This window comes from Algibacter sp. (genome assembly GCF_039977455.1).
In the GTDB taxonomy this organism is placed as follows: Bacteria; Bacteroidota; Bacteroidia; order Flavobacteriales; family Flavobacteriaceae; genus Algibacter_B.
Window position 1 is genome coordinate 62,807 of record NZ_JBDWDG010000012.1, and the last position, 15,954, is coordinate 78,760.

General features: G+C 31.6%; 14 protein-coding genes and 1 pseudogene. 11 read left to right on the top strand and 4 right to left on the bottom strand.

Annotated elements, in window-relative coordinates:
* Nucleotides 1–24: 24 nt before the first annotated feature.
* Nucleotides 25–996 (bottom strand): annotated as a pseudogene (locus ABJM36_RS03315) (IS110 family transposase).
* Between the two features lie 501 nt (nucleotides 997–1,497).
* Here ABJM36_RS03315 and ABJM36_RS03320 point away from each other — a divergent pair.
* From ABJM36_RS03320 to ABJM36_RS03345, 6 genes are all read left to right on the top strand, one after another.
* Nucleotides 1,498–2,130, top strand: a complete 633-nt coding sequence (locus ABJM36_RS03320; protein WP_348449156.1) for an SDR family oxidoreductase — start codon at nucleotides 1,498–1,500, stop codon at nucleotides 2,128–2,130.
* 436 nt (nucleotides 2,131–2,566) lie between these two features.
* On the top strand, nucleotides 2,567–4,027 hold the full coding sequence (locus ABJM36_RS03325; protein WP_348449158.1) for a sulfatase: 1,461 nt from the start codon (nucleotides 2,567–2,569) through the stop codon (nucleotides 4,025–4,027).
* A 192-nt stretch (nucleotides 4,028–4,219) separates the two neighbouring features.
* A complete protein-coding gene (locus tag ABJM36_RS03330) occupies nucleotides 4,220–4,762 on the top strand; it encodes a DUF4287 domain-containing protein (protein WP_348449160.1) in 543 nt (180 codons plus the stop codon).
* A 173-nt stretch (nucleotides 4,763–4,935) separates the two neighbouring features.
* Nucleotides 4,936–5,511: a VanZ family protein gene (locus ABJM36_RS03335; RefSeq protein WP_348449162.1), complete on the top strand. Its 576-nt coding sequence runs from the start codon at nucleotides 4,936–4,938 to the stop codon at nucleotides 5,509–5,511.
* Between the two features lie 507 nt (nucleotides 5,512–6,018).
* Nucleotides 6,019–6,399, top strand: coding sequence for a VOC family protein (locus ABJM36_RS03340; RefSeq protein WP_348449164.1), 381 nt, complete (start codon nucleotides 6,019–6,021; stop codon nucleotides 6,397–6,399).
* Between the two features lie 182 nt (nucleotides 6,400–6,581).
* Nucleotides 6,582–7,355: a YoaK family protein gene (locus tag ABJM36_RS03345; protein WP_348449166.1), complete on the top strand. Its 774-nt coding sequence runs from the start codon at nucleotides 6,582–6,584 to the stop codon at nucleotides 7,353–7,355.
* Nucleotides 7,356–7,705: 350 nt separating this feature from the next.
* Here the strand turns inward: ABJM36_RS03345 and ABJM36_RS03350 are convergent, their stop codons facing one another.
* Entirely contained in the window at nucleotides 7,706–8,476 is a 771-nt protein-coding gene (locus ABJM36_RS03350) for a sigma-70 family RNA polymerase sigma factor (RefSeq protein WP_348449168.1), read from the bottom strand.
* Nucleotides 8,477–8,689: 213 nt separating this feature from the next.
* Here ABJM36_RS03350 and ABJM36_RS03355 point away from each other — a divergent pair, with 213 nt between their 5' ends.
* The 5 genes from ABJM36_RS03355 to ABJM36_RS03375 all read left to right on the top strand — a co-directional run bounded on the left by ABJM36_RS03355 (nucleotide 8,690) and on the right by ABJM36_RS03375 (nucleotide 13,543).
* Nucleotides 8,690–9,046: a CorA family divalent cation transporter gene (locus ABJM36_RS03355; RefSeq protein ID WP_348449170.1), complete on the top strand. Its 357-nt coding sequence runs from the start codon at nucleotides 8,690–8,692 to the stop codon at nucleotides 9,044–9,046.
* Nucleotides 9,043–9,918 carry a mechanosensitive ion channel family protein gene (locus ABJM36_RS03360; protein ID WP_348449172.1) on the top strand — a complete coding sequence of 292 codons (876 nt, stop codon included), beginning with the start codon at nucleotides 9,043–9,045 and terminating at the stop codon, nucleotides 9,916–9,918. Before ABJM36_RS03355 ends, ABJM36_RS03360 begins: the two co-directional genes overlap by 4 nt.
* Nucleotides 9,919–10,053: 135 nt before the next feature.
* Nucleotides 10,054–11,646 carry a DUF5060 domain-containing protein gene (locus tag ABJM36_RS03365; RefSeq protein ID WP_348449174.1) on the top strand — a complete coding sequence of 531 codons (1,593 nt, stop codon included), beginning with the start codon at nucleotides 10,054–10,056 and terminating at the stop codon, nucleotides 11,644–11,646.
* 43 nt (nucleotides 11,647–11,689) lie between these two features.
* Nucleotides 11,690–12,580, top strand: coding sequence for a DUF1080 domain-containing protein (locus tag ABJM36_RS03370; protein WP_348449176.1), 891 nt, complete (start codon nucleotides 11,690–11,692; stop codon nucleotides 12,578–12,580).
* A 207-nt stretch (nucleotides 12,581–12,787) separates the two neighbouring features.
* A complete protein-coding gene (locus ABJM36_RS03375) occupies nucleotides 12,788–13,543 on the top strand; it encodes a DUF5995 family protein (RefSeq protein WP_348449178.1) in 756 nt (251 codons plus the stop codon).
* A 92-nt stretch (nucleotides 13,544–13,635) separates the two neighbouring features.
* On the opposite strand, the gene ABJM36_RS03380 is transcribed toward ABJM36_RS03375, so the two are convergent.
* Complete coding sequence (locus tag ABJM36_RS03380) at nucleotides 13,636–14,340, bottom strand: response regulator transcription factor (protein WP_348449180.1); 705 nt, start codon at nucleotides 14,338–14,340, stop codon at nucleotides 13,636–13,638.
* A gap of 2 nt (nucleotides 14,341–14,342) precedes the next feature.
* Nucleotides 14,343–15,875 (bottom strand): HAMP domain-containing sensor histidine kinase, encoded by a 1,533-nt coding sequence (locus ABJM36_RS03385; RefSeq protein WP_348449182.1) that lies wholly within the window; start codon nucleotides 15,873–15,875, stop codon nucleotides 14,343–14,345.
* Nucleotides 15,876–15,954 lie beyond the last annotated feature (79 nt).

Sequence of the window (15,954 nt, forward strand, 5' to 3'; positions counted from 1 at the left end):
TGGTAAAAAACAAGTAAAAACGCATTAACTTTTCACTAAAGTACTTCTATATGTATCATCATATACTAAACCTGATTTTGCGATAGCAAAAGCCTGTTTTAAAAGCTTATTACATACTGCTATTAAAGCCTGTTTTTTACTCTTGCCCTTTGCTACAATTCGTTCATAGATATCTCTGCATGCTTTGTTGTAATTACAGGCATTAAAACTGCACATAAATAATAAATTCCGGAGTTTTTGGTTTCCTATTTTACTTATCCTACTACGCCCATTTACACTACTTCCACTCTGTCTAATTACAGGAGTTAATCCAGCATAACTGCAGAGTTCACTACCGCTTGTAAAACGCTCAAATCCATCAGTAAGTACCACAAGCATTAGTGCTGTTTTATTTACAATTCCTGGTATACTTTTTAACCGAGTTAAAACATCTTGATGGTCTTCCTTTACTAATATAATGAGTGTATCTTCTAAGGTTTTAATTTCCTTTTGGACATGCTTCAGACTTCGTTTTAAAGAACTAACAACTGCTTTACTAGGATCTCCTAAAACAGCTTCACCATGTAGTTTATTTTTGAGCATGGTGCTCTGTTTTGTATATACAGAAAGGAGTCTAGTCATTTGAAGACATTCTGTTTGATGCTTTGAATTCCCTTTCCAAAGTTTTAATTCTACTTGTTTTGCATATTCACAGATAAGGCTAGAATCACTTTTATCGGTCTTAATTTTCGATAATTTCATCTGGATAAAGCGTTTAATTGCTAATGGATTCTCTACAGAAACTTGTATCCCAAATTCAAGTAAATAATAAGCTAATTGATAGTGTTAGTATCCCGTGGCTTCTATAACACAATGACTATCCAAATCTAAGAGTTTTGTGAATTTTTTAAAGCCAGAAATCGTGTTTTTAAATTGGTAGTAATTGCCATTTGAATCTGTTACATCAAAAACTAAATGGCTAATGTCTATTCCAAAATATTTAATATCTTTATTCATAAGAAAATGTTTTTTGAAAGGACGACTACGCGAGTTTCAACGACTTAAAATCGAGGTCCAAAAGCCTCATAGAACTGTACGAAAACTATGTAGAAATCGAAGAATGAGATTCTTGAATACCTTAGTATAGAATAAAAAATAATGAAAAAAAAAGAGAGGGGATTTTCAATGTTGACGAGATCTGTAGTCTCTCCGTGTATAATAACCTTATTCCTCTCTTTTGTTCTTTCTATTTTATAGGTCTTAATTTAATGTTTTTAATAAAATGCTAACTTAAGACGTGTATAATTCATTGCTCTGAAATTCTGATAGGAATTTCAGAGCAATGAATAAAGAGTTTCTGTTTATTTGATATCTTAGTTCTATCGCAATGAAATCATACAAAAACACGTTAAAATAAATTTGAATTACAATTCGTCTTTAATTATTAACAGTTCGGTTATTTATAAATCAATTAGTGTAAAAAAACAATTAGCTTCATATTCAATAAAACAAAATACCATGAAACTATTAGTGATTGGCGGAACAGGAAAAACAGGACGTGAAATAATAAAACAAGGCCTCTCTCAAGGTCATGTAATTACAGCTGTTGTTCGGAATCCGAGTAAAGTAAAATATAGTCATACCAATCTTAAGGTTCTGAAAGGAAATGTGCTAATTCCGAAAAGTTACGAAACGAGTTTTCAAGGTCAAGATGCAGTACTATCAGCTTTAGGTCATAAAAAATTCATTATTAAGACAACTATACTGTCACGAGGCACCAAAAACATCATAACTGCAATGGAAAGAAACAATGTAAAACGGCTTATTTGTATTACATCACTAGGTGTTAATGATAGTAAGTTTAAGCTTGGTTTATATTATACTTTGTTTACTATTCCTTTTATATTGTTTTTTTACTTCTTGGATAAATCTAAGCAAGAAAAATTAATTATGAATAGTGAATTAGAGTGGACGATCGTTCGACCTGGACAGCTTACTAACGGAAAAAAAAGAACGATATATAAACATGGTAAAAATGTTGGGCATTATCTATTAACAAAAATGATTTCTCGTGCTGATGTAGCACATTTTATGCTTAATCTTTTAAAGCAAAATACTTATTTAAAAAAAACTGTCGGACTAACTTATTAAAATGCTAACTTAAGAAGTACTGTTGCAATGGGTACACCTAGATATTGAAAGGAAAGAAAATAACTATTAGTATGACAGAAGAAAATCATTGTTATGAAATTTCAGCCTAATGAAGATTTATGAACTCATTATAAAAAATGATATACCATGAACAAAATACCATGGCAGAGCGTGTAAATAACATATTAAAAAAGGAGTTTTATCTAGACCAAACTTTTGATAACTAGGCTACACGAAAAAGGAGACACAAAAAATGCTATTAATTTATACAACGAAATAAGTTTACATTTATCTTTAGACTTTAAAACACCAAATACGGTATACCTGCCCGACCGGCAGGCGGGTAAATTATTAGCCTAAATTCAATTTTAACCTGTAGCCATATTTCAGGAGAGACATACTAATAAAAATTTCTTATATTAATATAATTTCAATAATGAAAAAGTTTATTTTTTTAATTCTACTTACTACGGTTTTATTTAAAAGTTATAGCCAAAACAAACAAAAACAAAACAGCAAAACTCCCAATGTAGTCGTTATATTTATTGATGATGAAGGTTATGGAGACGTAGGAGCCTATGGAGCAACAGGTTTTAAAACGCCACATATTGACCAAATGGCAAGCCAAGGCATGCGGTTTACAAATTATTATGCCGCCCAGGCCGTATGTACAGCTTCACGTGCTGGGATTTTAACCGGTTGTTATCCAAATAGAATTGGATTCTCGGGGGCTTTATTTCCTAAAGATTCTACTGGAATGAATGCATCAGAATTAACTATGGCCGAAATGTTTAAAGAGCAAGGTTACGCTACGGCTTGCTTTGGTAAATGGCATTTAGGCTGGCAAAAAGAGTTTCTTCCTTTGCAGCATGGTTTCGATGAATATGTAGGTTTACCATACTCCAATGACATGTGGCCACGTAGCGATGTTACGGGTAAAAAGTTACAGAAAGGTCCCGGTCGTGCAAGTTATCCAGAGCTGCCTTTGATGGTAGGAAATGAAATTTCTGAAACAATTACTAGTTTAAAAGATCAAGATAAACTTACAACGCTTTATACAGAAAAGGCGATCGATTTTATTAATAGGAACGCAGAGAACCCATTCTTTTTGTATGTTCCTCATACTATGGGGCATATTCCACTTGGCGTATCGGATAAATTTAGAGGTAAAAGTGAACAAGGCCTATATGGCGATGTCATGATGGAAATTGACTGGTCTGTTGGAGAGATAAACAAAGCATTAGAGAAAAACAATTTAACAGATAATACCATTTTTATTTTTACTACTGATAATGGACCTTGGTTGAATTATGGAAATCATGCGGGTTCAGCAGGCGGCTTACGAGAAGGAAAATTAACGATTTGGGAAGGCGGTCAACGTGTGCCTTTTATAATTCGCTGGCCAGGACAAACACCTGAAGGTACTATTTGTAATAAACTTGCTTGTGCCATCGATTTGTTACCTACATTCGCCTCTATAACAAATGGCAAGTTGTCTGATAATAAAATTGATGGTGTTGATGTAACCCCACTTTGGAAAGGTGATTTTGAATCTACACCACGTGAAACCATCCTTTATTACTTAGGAAAAAACAATTTAAATGGCGTACGAAAAGGGCAATGGAAGTTAGTTTTACCACATACTTTTAAATCATATAACGCTAAACCTGGTAGTGACGGCCGTAATGGCAGAAGACTAAAAACAACCATTGAGAAACCTGAACTTTACAATATGAGAAGAGATCCTGGTGAAAGGTTTAATGTCATTGAATATTACCCAGAAAAAGTAGAGGAATTAATGCTTGTAGTGGAAACATACAGAAAAGAACTTGGTGATTTAAACGTTGGAATTGCTAAAGGAAGTGAAAATAGAGAAATAGGTAAATTAGAAAGGTAAATTTACCATCACATCGTTAGGTATCAAGTTAGTTTTATAGCTAAAAGTATAAAAGGTATATAATTTATTGCTTGTTTTGGCCTGTTTACAAAAATATACACGGATTTTCTATTCGGTTTTTATTTGTTAAATTAGGTACTTAAACACAACACTAATTATACACAAGGCCGTAACCAATTAAACCAATAAGGTATGGACAAAGCATTACAAACTATGATTGACAATATGCCTGAAAAAACAGGTAAGTCATTAGACGAATGGAAAAAAATCCTAAAAGAACAACCTTTTGCAAAACATTCAGAAGGTGTCAAATTTCTAAAGTCTGAACATGGAGTTACTCACGGATTTGCGAACACCATAGTATCTTTAACAAAAGAAGATGATAGTCCATCGGTAGATTTAGTACAAGCCCAATATAAAGGCAAAGAAAATCTAGTTCCTATTTATAAAAAACTTATTAAATATGTTAAATCACTTGGCTCTGATGTGACTATTATTCCCAAAAAAGGAAGTGTAAGCATCATAAGGAAAAGACAATTTGTTCTTATCAAGCCAGCGACAAAAACAAGAATCGACCTGGGTTTTAAGTTAAAGGACAAACCAACCACGAACAGGCTTGAAAATTCGGGTCCGTTTGGAACAATGTGTACTCACAGAGTAAGATTATCTGATGAATCAGAAGTTGACAAAGAACTAAAAGAATGGATTTCTGAAGCTTTTGAAAAATCAATATAAAAATTAGCCAAAACAATGGCCATAAGTAATTGCTTGTCCTAATCTACTACTTAAAATCCTATCAGATTTTAAGTTTAGTGTGTACTTGCAAAATCAAGCACTAAACCAAGCAACAACTTATAGTCGAGACCGTTGTGCGTCATGTTGAGAAAGTTACTAATATAATTGATACCATGTCCTTTTTTAAATCTTCACGAGAGAAACATCTTTGGTTTTGGGCATTGGTAGTTCTTATAGGTATTTTCACCACCCTATTTATCGGGAAACCATTAGCACAATTTTTTGGAAATCAAAATGTACAAATAATTGTATTCCTAATTGGTATTTTATTAACTGGTATAGCAATTATAATTAACGCGATAAAGATAAAACCAAGTAAGATTGAATTATCTCTATGGTTTGGAATAGTTGCTGTTTATATTATGGTTTTTCTTAGATTGGGACTCCCAGAAAGGAGTCATCTATTTGAATATAGTATTTTGACAATTATCATCCACAAAGCACTTATTGAACGTAAAAACCAAGGCGTACAAATACATAAACCTGCTTTAATTTCTTTTATTATAACTTTTTTTATTGGAGTACTAGATGAAGGTATACAAATAATTTTACCTAATCGAGTATTCGACCTTCAAGATATTTTATTTAATAGTGTTGCTATTATAAGTGCTGTTATTTCAAAACTTTCTATTAATTGGATCCGTGTACGAAGTGACAAATCAAAAATAAAAAAGAAAAAACACGACTGAACTACAAATAACTGAGTTAAACAACAAGTAACTTTAAGCTAATTGTGAAAAAAGGTTTTCACCATATAACAATCTATTTTTTACAATAGCTAAAGCCTGTTCAAGCAACTTATTCGGTACGGCTATTAATCCTAGATTCTATCTTTAGCCAACCTATTTTAGGTAAGTTCACAACTTAAAAAAGAGATCTAGGTCTAACAGAACTGAACGAAGTTTACGTAGAAAAAGAGAGAGGCTTATCAATATTGTCGAAGTCAGATATTTTACCGTGTATTGTAATGTTAATTCTTTATTTTTATCGTTCTGATTAATAATTAAATTTAGTAAATTACAAACTTAAGAGGTTTAAAATTAATTGCTTAAACCCCCAAACTAACAATAGACCAAACGTTGTAAATAATACTCAAATCATCTCCAGAATTCAATAACTTAATACAACAAATCAAAACTTTAGATTTGCTTTATGAACTCAAAAAAATATAATAACCTAATACAAAGATATTTAAAGTGATAAGAACAGAACCAATTATTGCTGTTGCAAATGTGGAAAAAAGCTCAGAGTTTTACCAAAAGTTACTGGGGTGTATAAGTAAACACGGTGGGACTACTTTTGAAATTTTAACCGATGAAAATGACGAACACATTTTGTCACTACACAAATGGGGAGCTCACGAACACCCAACTTTGATCAATTCAAAAAATTCGGGTAACGGACTGATTTTATATTTTTTGGTGGATAGTATAACTCCAATTTGGGAAAATGCTATAGCAATGAATGCACAAATTGAAAGCGAACCGAAAATCAACCCAAACTCTAGACGATTAGAATTTTCAATTAGAGATTTAGATAATTATTATATTTCGGTCTGTTCCGAAAAGACTGATTAATATGTGGCTAAAAAATCATATACAGCAAACCGAACAGAAAGCACTATTTTAAAAAACGTATAAAAATAATTACTATTTTGTGCATAACTAAAGGTGGTTGGGCATTTGCTACTATCCAAATACATAAACGTTGTACGTCATATTGACCTGCCCTATATAAAGGCCACATAATTTAAAACAAAATGTTCAGACATCAAGGTAAAAGCAGAACAATAAAACACAATCTACGAATTGCCACAATCCTATCCTTTGTTGCTGGTATTGTAAATGTTACAGGTTTTTTAGCTTTTAACCAATTGACAACAAATGTAACCGGGCATTTTGCTCTATTTATCAGTGATGTTGCCAATTTTGAAGTTTGGAAAGGGACAATTTATTTCCTTTATATTTTTTCCTTTCTCTTTGGTTCTTTTTTGTCCAGTTTTCTAATAGAAAAATTCAAAGGAAATAAAAAACTTAATGTTTTTGTTAAACCAACAATAATAGAATGCCTAATATTATTATCAATTTCTATCTTAAGTAATACTGGAGCAATAAAATATCCAGACATTATTGTTTGCTTACTACTCTTCGCAATGGGACTTCAAAATTCTTTTGTTACAAAAATCTCTAATGCCGTTGTAAGAACAACACATCTTACAGGGTTGTTTACAGACTTAGGAATTGAAATATCGCAACTATTTTTCCTTAAAGACCCTCCGCATAGGGAAAAAATTAAATCGACTATTAAACTACGGATTTATATAATTTGCTTCTTTTTCCTTGGAGGAATAATAGGTGGATTTCTTTACTCAAGACTTGATTTTAAATTAAACACACTCATTATAGGAGCTATAATTTTATTAATAAGCCTGTTTTATGACGATTTAAGATATAGATTAATAAGAACTAAAAGAAAATACGAACAACGAAAAAAAATACGCACAACAACGACTATAAAAAATTGCTATTTATAGTTTAATCAAAGTGAGTTTCTTGCTAGCTCGCTTCCTTTTACAAATTACCCTCAAGGTGTGTTTTAAAAAAATTTATAAAAATTAAAAACGGAAAAAACGTCCTGTGAAGGCTATAGTATAAATATTAGTATAATGAGTAGTGCATGAGTATTGAATTGCCGAATAACCATATTTATAATGTGATAAAACTCGGATATGAAATACATAGAAATAGCGGCTAACTTAAACATCTAAATCGAGAAAAAGTCTAAACCCATACTACATAGGACGTCCCATCCATGTTTTCTACAAAGTTTAAACCAAAAGTTAACCACTCAAGAAAGACAATAGTATTCTAAAAAACTAAAACTTTAATCTAGAGAATATCTATTAAAAAGACTTAACTTTAATACTTTTTTCACCTTTTTTAAAAGTTGCTCAACTTCATTAACCGTAGTATTTCGTATTTGGGCAATTTCTTCTAAGGTGAGTTGTTGGTTTGTATATAATTCAAAAACATTTTGCAATGCCAAAGGTAAATTATGTAACACCATAGTAATATGGTTTTTAATTGCTTCAGCACCTAAATTTTTATCTATTTTTTCAATAAAATCCTTCTCATTATCCTCAACAAATACATGGTTCAGGCTATAATCATTATGGTTATAGGACATGTCATCCAGTTCCTCAATCATCAGTAAATCTCCATCTCCGTCTGTACTGTATTTTTCCTGCATTTCATCCCATTCAGGTTTGGAATACGCATCAATATTTCTCAAAAACAAGTCATCATACTCCTCCTCTACGATAACATCTTCCAACAGTTCATTGGTTTTTTTAAACAACCATAGATAAAAATATTTTTCATTTTCAACCTCTTCAATGTTTTCATAGATTTCAATAAATAATTGATCTATAAATTCATCAGCCTTATACTTCCCTTTCGAAAAACTTCCTTTTTTTATGGCTGTATTCAACCTTTCATTTACATACTGTCTTATTTGGGGTATTATTTCCAATACCAATTCATTAAAAGACGCTTGCTTCCCTTCTTTTTTTAGTTTAATAAGATTAGGAAAAGTAGTAGTTACAAATAGACGGAACTCTTTTTTTCTTTGATAATAAGAAGCCTTGATTTTCATAGTTCCTGTAGTTAAAGTGTTATTAGTAAATATATTATCATATAGATCAAAATAAAATGATATATATCAGCTAATATGATAATCAAGAAATCCATAAACGTACTAATCAATTAAAAACTTAAGCCATTTATAATTTATTGACGTGTACTTTTCTTTCAGAAAATACTTTCTAATAAACATAAGATTTCTTTCTTTTTACTAACTTAGTACTCTATGTTCAAAGAACATGAAAATAATATTAGTCAACCAAATAATACTTCAAACGACTACCAAGAAATATTATCAGACCAACTTAACATGTATCATACCTCAATCAGAAGTAAATTAAATGATATAATGAAATTTCTAACAGTTTTTTCAGTAATATTTATTCCGTTAACTTTTATTGCAAGAAATTATGGAACAAACTTTGAGTATGTTCCTAAACTTTCTTTTAAATACAGCTATTTTATAATGTGGTTTGTAATGATAGTTGTAGCAATAGGTATACTTCTTTTTTTTTTAAAATTAAAAATGGTTTTAAGTCATAAATTATCGTACAATTCTAATAAAAAGCTCACCCATAAATGAATATAAATTTTCAAAAAATTTTTAGTGATTATTTTGAGCAGGTAACCAAATTAATTCCAAATATTATTACCGGTATATTAGTATTAATTATAGCCTTGTTTTTAGGTAAAATAGTATTTAAAACTATAGTAAAAGTTACTCGAAAAAAATGGCAGGATAGTATTATTTCTAATTTTTTAGCACAAGTTATAAAATGGGTATTTTACCTATTTGGAGTCATCATGGCATTAAATGTAATGGGCTTTACGGGTTTGGCAACTACTGTTTTTGCGGGAGCAGGCGTAAGTGCAATCGTACTAGGTTTTGCTTTTAAAGATATTGGAGAAAATTTTTTGGCAGGAATAATTTTGGCTTTTAAACGACCTTTTGAAATTGGAGATATCATTGAAATTCAAGGAGACAAAGGCACTATAAAAGACTTAGATATAAGAACCACACATTTAAGAAATGCTGAAGGAAAAGATATTTATATACCTAATTCTTCAATAATTAAAAACACGCTTACTAATTACACAAAGGATGGTATTTTAAGAATTAATTTTATGATTGGTATTGCACCAGAGTGCGATATTGAGATAACTCGAAAACTTATAACAGATTATTTAAAAACGAATAAAAACATATTAAAAAAACCAATACATAATGTCGTAGTACAAGGATTAGGAGAATTCACAACAGATATTCAAGTATTCTTTTGGATAGATATTCTGGCAGTTAAAAACTTACCCGATGAATATTTGGGTCATAATATAAGAAGTAAAGCCATTACCGATATTAAAAGAATTCTAGATGAGAATAATATAGAAATGCCTTCACAAGTTATCGAACATAAAATGTATAGACAGAATAAATTATCGATTGAAGGCAAGTAATATAGAATAAAAAAAACTTTAAAACCGATGGAGAAACTGAAAGTTTATGGCTTTCTAAACATAATGAAATTACCTGAAACAAGTTCTTTTCTAATAACAAAACGGGACTTGAGTTTTAAATACATCAGACAAGAAATGAAAAAAATATTAATATGTGCCCTCTTATTTTTATTTATATTGACTAATTCCTTTAGCCAAAACGGTATTCAAGTCCATAAATGGGAAACGATTGATTTGCCGTTTACAGTAAAAGGATACATTGAGAAGCCTTTTCAGGTGGAACTAACCTGTAAATTTAAAGGTCCTGACGGTTCCCTAATAATAGTACCTGGATTTTATAATGGCAACAATGAATGGCTTGTACGTTTTACCCCAAACATAGAAGGCCTTTGGACTTCCATTAGCAACTCTTCCCATAAGGATCTAAATGCTATTAAGCACAACATTAAAGTGTCACCTGCAAAAGAAGGCCTTCATGGTGGCATAACCCTAAGTAATACGGATGCTCAAAAGCTTATTTATGAAGATGGGACGCCATATAATCTGGTTGCTAATGAGGTGGACTGGTTGTTTGCTTTAGATTATGGTAACCCAGATTTAACAAAAACAAAAAAGTTAGTAGAGGCTATTTCCGCAAATGGATTTAACCAAATAATCATGAATGTATACGCTTATGATTTGGATTGGAAACAAAGTGATAACATAGACCCAAAGTGGAATTTTGGATCAAAAAAGGAAATATTCCCGTTTTTAGGAGATAATGAAAATCCAGATTACTCAGCACTTAATGTTGAATTCTTTAAGCATTATGATCGTGTTATTGACTTACTTGAGGACCATGACATTGTTGCACATATTATGATTTATGTGTGGAACAAAATGGTAAACTGGCCAGAAGCCAACTCAGAGGCCGATAATATGTACTTCGACTATGTGGTAAAAAGATACCAGGCTAAAAGCAACGTTATTTGGGATATTTCTAAGGAAGCCCTGCGTTATGGCTATGACGATCCTAATTATATTACCGAGCGTATAGAAAGACTGAAAAAGCTAGACGCATATAAGCGATTGGTCACGGTGCATGATTTTGATTACTGCGAAGCTAACCCTGATAAAGTCGATATCATATCAGCACAGTTTTGGCATTCAGACATCTATAGCAAAATGCTTAAACTCAAAGAAGAATATCCTTTTAAACCCATCATTAACCTAGAAAATGGTGCCTATGAAAAGTGCCAGTATGATATTTTTCTCGACAGTAATTACAGCGATCCGATATCAGGAATAGAACGAAATTACAAATGTGCTTTTGCCGGTACCTATACCAGTTACTATTGGCAAGGCATGGCTTGGAATGTAGTAATTTATGATCCTTTTTCTGAAGATGTCACGATTCAACCAAAATTTGAATACTATAAATACTTTCGGGAGTTTCTAGACAAAGTAAACTTTGAAAAACTCCAACCCAGTGATCGAAATAGTTCTAGCGGCTATTGTTTGGCAAATAATGAAGACGGCACATATGTATATTACATGCCAAAAGCTAATAGTGCTATAGCCATAAAAGGATTACCTAAAGCTGAAAAATTGCAAATCGAATGGTTTAATCCCATAACGGGAGTATATACCAAGCCATACGAAGTAAACTTTAAGAATTGGCTAGTATTAAATCCTGTATTTGAAGGTGTTGACAATGTCATTATTGTCAAATTAATCAATAGAATTTAAGTTATAAAAATATCATTAGAAACCAAAACCTATGACATCTAGTTTGAAATCAATTATCTTCCCTTTTACAGTTATTCTAATGTACATTGGGCTGAGCTCCTACAATTCGAAAAAACCCACAAACCAATCTTGGGAACACCTACTAGATATGGAATTAAGTCAATGGGACGAGTTTGTTGGGGCACCACACCACACTGTAAATATTGAAGGTTTCGAAAAAGGCAACGGTATGGATGAAGGCACACCATTAGGATTAAACAATGATCCCTTAAACGTGTTTTCAGTTATTGAAATGGATGGAGCGCCTGTTTTAAATATTTCAGGAGAAATATACGGCGCAGTAACCACCAAAAAAGACTACGAAAACTACCACTTAAGCCTCAAGTTTAAATGGGGAGATAAAAAGTACGAACCTCGTTTAGACAAACCAATGGATAGCGGAATATTGTACCATGCTATCGGGAAACAAGGAGCCTTTTGGAATTGCTGGATGCAATCTCAGGAATTTCAGATTCAAGAAGAGGATTGCGGAGATTACTACACTATAGCTGGTACAGGTGCCCATATAAAAGCCATAAAGAAAGAAAACCCAGATTCGGCTTGGGATATTTTTATATATAACCCTAACAGTGCATATAAAAAATTTAAAACGGGTGAAGATGGCCGATGTAGAAAAAGCACCAACTATGGAAAATTACAAGGATGGAATCAAATTGATTTGGTTTGCATAGGCGATACAGCCTACCACATTGTAAATGGAAAAATAGCTCTCGTCCTAGAAAAATCTGTTACCTATGGTGAAAACGATATCGCTAAGCCTTTAACCAAAGGTAAAATTCAACTTCAAAGTGAAGGTGCTGAACTGTATTATAAAGATATTAAAATTAGATCGGTTAGCAAATTGCCAACTCAATTTGCTAATCAGCTTAACTAAATGAAGATATTATTTTTTATTGAGATAAATTAGATGACAATTTTGTTATAATCCTCATATAACCTTTAAAGAAATTGAAGTTCTTTTGACAATAAAAATTAGAACACCAACAACTTTACATATTAAAGTGTTTAATAAATAAAAAAACAAGCAAATAACAACCAGCTATTTTGTATATTTCTGTACGTAAACCTATTACGTTACCTTATGCCACGTGCCACCACCATCCAGAATGTTTTAATTGAGCTTGATTCCATTATTAACGAATGCATAAAGACCAATAACCGGCTAGGTTTGTTTGCATACATTTACAGACGAACCACAGCTGAAATTGCCTCTGAGATTGCTTTAGGTCGCTTTGAAGACAATACACGTTTAGAAATCTTAGATGTTGAGTTTGCCAATTTATATTTAGATGCCTATAAAGCTTATAAAAAAAACCAAAACATAAGCGCTGCTTGGGCCTTTGCCTTTAATAATGCCCAGGAACCTTTAACTGTTGTGCAGCATATTATGTTAGGCATGAATGCCCATATTAACTTAGACCTTGCCCTAGCGACATCTAAAACTATGACTGATTTAGAGATTAATGACATTCATAGCGATTTTAACAAGGTTAACGATATCCTTTTCCAAATAGTTAATGAATTGCAAGACCGTTTGAGTCGCGTTTCACCTTTAATGATACTTTTAGATTGGATTGGACAAAATGAAGATGAAAAACTAATAGATTTTAGCATGCGTAAAGCCCGAGAACAATCTTGGAATTCGGCAAACTTGTTATGGTCGTTGGGAGAAACACACAATGCAAACACAAAAAAGAATATCGACAAACTAGTTGTTAAGCTAAGTGAAATTATTAAAACACCGAAAACACGTCTAGTTCGCTTTTTACTTAGAATGATTCAAAAATTTGAAACGAAAGAGGTTGGCCGTATTATTTCTAAATTAAAAGAAGAATAAAAGTTAACCTAAAAAGGCTTCCAGCAGTAAATAAAAGCCATAAAAAAATCCAACTTAATGTTGGATTTTTTAATATCATAAAGTGTCTTTACTTAACTGTTTACAACCAAACGAAAACCTTCTCCATGTATATTTAGAATTTCTACTTTGTCGTCTAGTTTTAAATATTTACGAAGCTTAGCGATATACACATCCATACTACGTGATGTGAAATAATTATCGTCACGCCATATTTTTGTTAAAGCCAATTCACGTGGCATTAGATCGTTTTCGTGTAAAGCTAAAAGACGCAGCAACTCGTTTTCTTTTGGTGATAATTTTACAGGATCTTCACCATCAAATTTTAAGAAACGTAATTTAGAATTTAGGTCGAATCGTCCTATTTTAAACTCAAATTGCTTGCTATCTGAAATAGTTTCGGTAGCCTTACGTTGAATAATAGCTTTAATTTTCATTAAAAGCACTTCGCTATCAAACGGTTTATTTAAATAATCGTCTGCGCCTACTTTATAGCCCTTTAAAACGTCTTCTTTCATCGTTTTAGCGGTTAAAAAAATAATAGGCACATCGGTATTTTTCTCTCTTATTTCTTTTGCTAATGTAAAACCGTCCTTATAAGGCATCATAACATCAAGGATACATAAATCGAAATCGTCTTTTTTAAATTTCTCGAAACCTTCCATACCGTTTTTAGCATGTGTAACTTCATACTCATTCATCATTAAATAATCTTTAAGTACGGTCCCGAAATTTGGATCATCTTCAACTAATAATATTCTTTTTTTAAATTCTTCCATAGTTATGATATTAGTGGTAGCTTTATAATAAAAGTGCTTCCTTTGTCTTTTTCTGATTCTACTGATACATGACCTTGATGGTCTTCTACAATTCTTTTAACATAAGCCAAACCTAAACCGTGGCCTTTTACGTTATGAATATTTCCTGTATGTTCTCTATAAAATTTCTCGAACACACGTTTGGCAGCTGCTTTACTCATGCCACTACCATGATCTTTAATTTTTAATAAAATGTTTGTCCCAGCATTTTCGGTATAAACCTCAATTTTAGGGGCTTCTGGAGAATACTTAATGGCATTATCCAAAATATTTACTATTACATTAGTAAAGTGAGTTTCGTTTGCTAAAACCGAAGATTTCTCGGCATCTAGAAAGGATTTTATATAACCTTGCCTGTCCTCCACAATTAATTCTACATGCGTTAAAGCATCTTCAACTAAGTCGTGTAAATCCACTCTATCCTTACTTATGTTAAGCTCATTTTTTTCTAGTTTAGATATACGCAGTACATTTTCTACTTGTGCATGCATGCGCTTATTCTCTTCCTTAATCATCCCAAGATATCTTAAAACCTTCTCTTTATCGTCAATAATTTTAGGATTCTTAATAGAGTCTATTGCTAAATTAATGGTAGCAATAGGTGTTTTAAACTCATGCGTCATATTATTGATAAAATCTGTTTTTATTTCAGAGATTTTACGTTGTTTAACCAACTGAAACAAAGCACTTGAATATGCTAAAATTATAATGGATGTAAATGTTATGGATAACAAAATCATACCTATAACACCCGACAAAATAAACTTTCTATCATCTGGAAAGTTTACATGTAAGCGATATGGCGTTTGATTGTTTTCATCATAAAAAATTGGCACTTTAAAACTAGAATTGGGATCGTACTCAAAATTATCACTTTTTACTTTAGTTGCTAAATTGTTACTATAAATAGCAAACTCAAAGTCAATATCGATATCATCCTTTTTAAGTTTTTCGGTAAGCAATTTTTTAATTTCATTTTCTGAAACACGCTTATGGATTGGATAAGTTTTACGCATTTCCTTAAACCCACGTTCAAAACTTAAACGTTGTGCCTCATCTATACTTCCACTTCTTATTATTTTTGATATCGGACTTTTTATATCCTTATCGGAATCGCCATTACCATTATAAATTTCGGTAGTAGATTTTGTTGTAATATTCTTAATATCAATACTATCTAAACCAATGTCAAAGAGCGAAGAAGTGAGTTTATAGTTTTCTTCTAAAACATCACCTCTATAAACAAACATTTCTTTTGTGCTGTTATTTTTTTGATAAATTAACAACTGTGAAACGGCATCTTCATCTGCTTTTTTCTCGCTATCTAAGCTTAAAAACTTAGAGAAATATTGTTCCGATTCGTTTTCTTCTATCGTATTAGAAACGTAGTTAAGTGCTTTGATAACATTAAACTTAAAACGTTCCTTTTCGTTGTTAACCGAATCGTTAATATAATAAGCTTGAATTGCTATAATACCAATTAGAGATAAACTCATAAGTATTATTAACAAAATAAATAATTTTTTGCCCATCATTCAAAATTAACATTTTAACATTTAGCAATCTTATGTTTTA